Consider the following 4,306-nt stretch of genomic DNA (forward strand, 5'->3'; position numbering starts at 1 on the left):
TGCACGCGCACAAGCCCGCCGCGCGCCTGGCCGACCCGCCCCGGCCGGTGCCGCGCACCGTACCGGCGATCGCCGCGCTGCGCGAGGCCGGCGACGACGCTTCGCGGGTGTACGACGACCTGGTGGTCGTGGACGAGGTCGGCCGCTGCCTGGGCATCGCCCGGGTCGGTGACCTCATCCGCAGCCTCTCGGAGCTGGACCGGCGAACCGCCTCCTGACGCCACACGTGGCCCGAACGCGGCCCCGCACGCTCGATTTGTACATCTCGCTTTATAAGTCTTAGTTTACGAATTATGGTGAACGAGGCAGGCGAGGAGCGTGCGGCCTCCGATCTCCGTGTCGCACTCGGCCGGATCGTACGGCGGCTACGGCAGGCGCATGAGCCCGGAGAACTGACGTTGTCGGAGGTATCGGCGCTGTCGCGGCTCGACCGGGACGGTCCCGCGACACCCGGCGCGCTGGCCGCCGGGGAACGGGTGCGGCCGCAGGCGATGGGGACCACGCTGGCGGCGCTCGAACAGCGCGGCCTCGTGGCACGGATGCCCGACCCGGACGACGGGCGGCGCGTGTCGATGTCGATCACCGAGGACGGCCGTCAGATCATGCTCGACCGGCGTTCGGCGAGCGTGCACCGCCTGAGCCGGGCGCTCACGGAGCGGTTCAGCCCCGAAGAGCGGCACCGCCTGGTCGAGGTCATCCCGCTGCTCGAGCGACTGGCGGACAGCCTGTGACCCACGGCGACCGGTACAAGTGGACCGCCCTGTCCAACACCACGCTCGGCGTCCTCATGGCCTCGGTGGACGGCTCCATCGTGATCATCTCGATGCCGGCGATCTTCCGGGGCATCGGGCTGGACCCGCTCTCGCCCTCGAACATCGGCTACCTGCTGTGGATGATCCTCGGCTACCTGCTCGTCGCGGCCGTGCTCGTGGTGGCGCTCGGGCGGCTGGGCGACATGTTCGGCCGCGTCCGGCTCTACAACCTCGGCTTCATGATCTTCGCGGTGGCCTCGCTGGCGTTGTCGGTCGACCCCTTCCACGGCGGGCCGGGGGCGCTGTGGCTGATCGGGTGGCGCGTCGTCCAGGGCATCGGCGGGGCGATGCTGACGGCCAACTCCGCGGCCATCCTCACCGACGCGTTCCCGCTCGAACAGCGCGGGATGGCCCTCGGCATCAACCAGATCACCGCGCTGGCCGGGCAGTTCCTCGGCCTGCTGGCGGGCGGGCTGCTCGCCGAGATCGACTGGCGCGCGGTGTTCTGGGTCAGCGTGCCGATCGGTGTCTTCGGCACCATCTGGTCCTACCACAGCCTGCGCGAGGTGGGCGCGCCACGCGCGGCGCGGATCGACTGGCTCGGCAACCTCACCTTCGTGGGCGGCGCGCTGGTCCTGCTCGCCTCGATCACGTACGGGATCCAGCCGTACGGCGGTCACGCGACCGGGTGGGGCAATCCCCGGGTGCTCGGCGGGATGCTCGGTGGTGTGCTGCTCCTCGTGGCCTTCTGCGTCGTGGAGACGCGGGTCGCCGAGCCGATGCTGCGTCTCGGGTTGTTCCGGATCCGGGCGTTCGCGGCCGGCAACCTCGCGGCGCTGCTCACCGCGATCGCGCGCGGCGGCATGCAGTTCATGCTGATCATCTGGCTGCAGGGCATCTGGCTGCCGCTGCACGGCTATGACTACGAACGCACGCCGCTGTGGGCGGGCATCTACATGCTTCCGCTGACCGCCGGCTTCCTCGTCGCGGGCCCGGTCTCGGGCTACCTGTCGGACCGCTTCGGCGCCCGGCTGTTCTCCACCGGCGGCCTCTCCGTGGTCTGCGCGGCCTTCGTCGGGCTGCTGTCCCTGCCGGTCGACTTCTCGTACTGGGCGTTCGCGGCCCTGCTGTTCGCCAGCGGCGTCGGGCAGGGCATGTTCTCGGCGCCGAACACCTCGGCGGTCATGAGCAGCGTGCCGCCCGACCAGCGCGGCGTGGCGTCCGGGATGCGGGCGACGTTCCAGAACTCCGGGACCGCGCTGTCGATCGGGGTGTTCTTCTCCCTGATGATCGCGGGCCTGGCCAGCTCGTTGCCGCACACGCTGTCGGCCGGGCTGGAGGCCCAGTCGGTGCCCGCGGCCGACGCGACGCGTGTGGCCACGCTGCCGCCGGTCAGTACGCTGTTCGCCGCGTTCCTCGGCAACAACCCGATCGGGCATCTGCTCGGGTCGAACGGGCTGCTGGACACACTGCCCGACGGCAACCGGGCGACGCTCACCGGAAAGACGTTCTTTCCCGAACTCGTCTCCGGGCCGTTCCATCATGGTCTGGTGCTCGTGTTCACGGCCGCCGCCGTCATGGCGGCGATCGCCGCGCTGGGCTCGGCCCTGCGCGGCACCCGTTATGTCCATATTGAGGAGAAAGTATGAGCGACGCGCTCAGGGCCGAGACCGTCACCATCAAGGGCCACGACGGCGACGAGATCGAGGCGTACCTCGCCCGGCCGCTGGGGGACGAACCGCGGGGCGGTGTCGTCGTCATCCACCACATGCCCGGATACGACGCGGCCACCAAGGAGATGGTGCGCAGGTTCGCCGCGCACGGCTACGCCGCGCTCTGCCCGAACCTGTACTCGCGTGAGGCGCCGGGGGCGGAGCCGGACGACGCCGCGGCGACGGTGCGCGAGGCCGGCGGCGAGCCGGATGAGCGGCTCGACGGCGACGTCGACGGCGCCGCCCGCCACCTCAACTCCCTGGACGGCGCCAACGGCAGGATCGGTGTCATCGGCCACTGCTCGGGCGGCCGGCAGACCTTCCTCTCCGCGTGCTCGCTCCAGATCGACGCCGCGGTGGACTGCTACGGCGCCTTCGTCGTCAAGGACCCGCCGGCCGGCATGCCCACGACCATGAAGCCGATCCTGGGCCTGGCACCGCGGCTGTCCTGCCCGCTGCTCGGCCTGTTCGGCGCCGAGGACAAGTTCCCCTCCCCCGCGGAGACCGCGGAGCTGTCCGCCGAACTGGACCGGCTCGGCAAGGAGCACGAGTTCCACACCTACGAGAACGCCGGGCACGCGTTCTTCGCCGTCGACCGCCCGTCGTACCGGGTCGAGGCCGCCGTGGACGGCTGGGGCAAGATCTTCGACTTCTTCGGCCGCTACCTCTGAGGCGGAAGCCATGTGCACCTACCAGACCCACAAGATCAAGATCAGCGGCAGCGGTAAGGCCAAGATGGGCTGGATCAGCCTCAAAGAGGCCGCCGTGTACGTCGACCACCCTGTTCACCTGCAACAGGACCACTCGGTCAACATCGACTTCGCCGACCCGTCGCGAGGACCGTCCGCCCGGGTCGCGGTCGAGCTGACCGAGGAGGCGGCGCTCGCGCTCGCCGACGCGATCCACGAGGCGATCGCCGCCGCCCCGCCCGGCCTCGCCGCCGCGGGCACCCGCTCCTGAGCCATCGCCCGGGGATCCCGCTCGCCGTGGCGCAGGGGTCCCCGGGCGGTCTCTGACCCGGCGCTGGCCCGCACATTGCCGTAATCGCACCTGAACGGGGGTATTCACCCGGCATCGTACGACGGCTTGCGCATCCGTCCGCCACTCGGCCGGCAGGCGGGCAGTGAGTGCGGGGGAGCGCCGGACGCGAATCGCGGAACACGCGCGAGGCGCGCCGTCCGGCCGCGCGTGCGTCATCGCGTTGCTCCTGGCCATCCTGCTCGGCGGCCTGACCGGCTTCACCGTGGGCACCGAGCCGGCGAACCGTGACTCGGCCGCGGTGCTCCTCGCGGCGAACCGGCTCGAACGGCTGGTCGTCGACCTGGAGCAGCACCAGCTGAGCTACCTCGCCACCGGGAACGCGGGCTCGCTCCACCCGTGGCAGGCCGCCCGTGCCGCCCTCCCCCGGCAGGCCGCGGCACTGCAGCGGCTCGCCGCCGAGAACGGTCCGGAGCAGAACCGGCGGGCGCGGGAGATCGTCCGGGCCGCGACGGCCTACCTCCGCGAGCACGCGGAGCCCCTCATGACCATGGCGCGGCGTGACCGCCGCACCGCCCGGGCCCTTCTCACGCGTATGGAGGGCCGGCGGCGCATCGAGACGATCCGGCGGCAGTTCGACGACTTCGCCGACGTACAGCACCGGCTGGTCCAGGCGAGTGAGCGGGGCACCGCGCCGGCCGCACGCCGCACGGCCGCGACCGCCGCCGGCACCTCGGGCTCCCTTCTGCTCGTCTTCCTGGCCGCCGGCTACGTCAAGCGACGCCGCGGGTCCGGCACGGACCTGGGCCGGTGGGGGCGGCTCTCCGGCGAACACGAGGCGCTGCGGCGGCTCGCCGCGCTCGC

5 protein-coding genes and 1 pseudogene are annotated in these 4,306 nt (G+C 71.8%); all 6 read left to right on the forward strand.

The annotated features are described in order from the left end of the window. A pseudogene (locus ACFFNX_RS43585) lies at window positions 1-218 on the forward strand (hypothetical protein); the annotation flags it as partial. A gap of 75 nt (window positions 219-293) precedes the next feature. After that, complete coding sequence (locus tag ACFFNX_RS43590; protein ID WP_378212124.1) at window positions 294-731, forward strand: MarR family winged helix-turn-helix transcriptional regulator; 438 nt, start codon at window positions 294-296, stop codon at window positions 729-731. Beyond that, window positions 728-2,401, forward strand: a complete 1,674-nt coding sequence (locus ACFFNX_RS43595; protein WP_378212125.1) for an MFS transporter — start codon at window positions 728-730, stop codon at window positions 2,399-2,401. Before ACFFNX_RS43590 ends, ACFFNX_RS43595 begins: the two co-directional genes overlap by 4 nt. Further along, entirely contained in the window at window positions 2,398-3,135 is a 738-nt protein-coding gene (locus tag ACFFNX_RS43600; protein ID WP_378212126.1) for a dienelactone hydrolase family protein, read from the forward strand. The genes ACFFNX_RS43595 and ACFFNX_RS43600 overlap by 4 nt, the downstream gene beginning before the upstream one ends. A gap of 10 nt (window positions 3,136-3,145) precedes the next feature. Further along, complete coding sequence (locus ACFFNX_RS43605) at window positions 3,146-3,424, forward strand: DUF6295 family protein (RefSeq protein WP_378212127.1); 279 nt, start codon at window positions 3,146-3,148, stop codon at window positions 3,422-3,424. Between the two features lie 163 nt (window positions 3,425-3,587). Continuing rightward, window positions 3,588-4,306, forward strand: a 719-nt coding sequence (locus ACFFNX_RS43610) for a CHASE3 domain-containing protein (RefSeq protein ID WP_378212128.1), incomplete at its 3' end; no start/stop codon positions are given.

The organism is Actinoallomurus acaciae, assembly GCF_042429965.1.
GTDB lineage: Bacteria > Actinomycetota > Actinomycetes > Streptosporangiales > Streptosporangiaceae > Actinoallomurus > Actinoallomurus acaciae.

Coding starts and splice junctions, on each gene's coding strand:
- ACFFNX_RS43590 (WP_378212124.1), top strand. CDS start 294: ATGGTGAACGAGGCAGGCGAGGAGCGTGCGGCCTCCGATCTCCGTGTC.
- ACFFNX_RS43600 (WP_378212126.1), top strand. CDS start 2,398: ATGAGCGACGCGCTCAGGGCCGAGACCGTCACCATCAAGGGCCACGAC.
- ACFFNX_RS43605 (WP_378212127.1), top strand. CDS start 3,146: ATGTGCACCTACCAGACCCACAAGATCAAGATCAGCGGCAGCGGTAAG.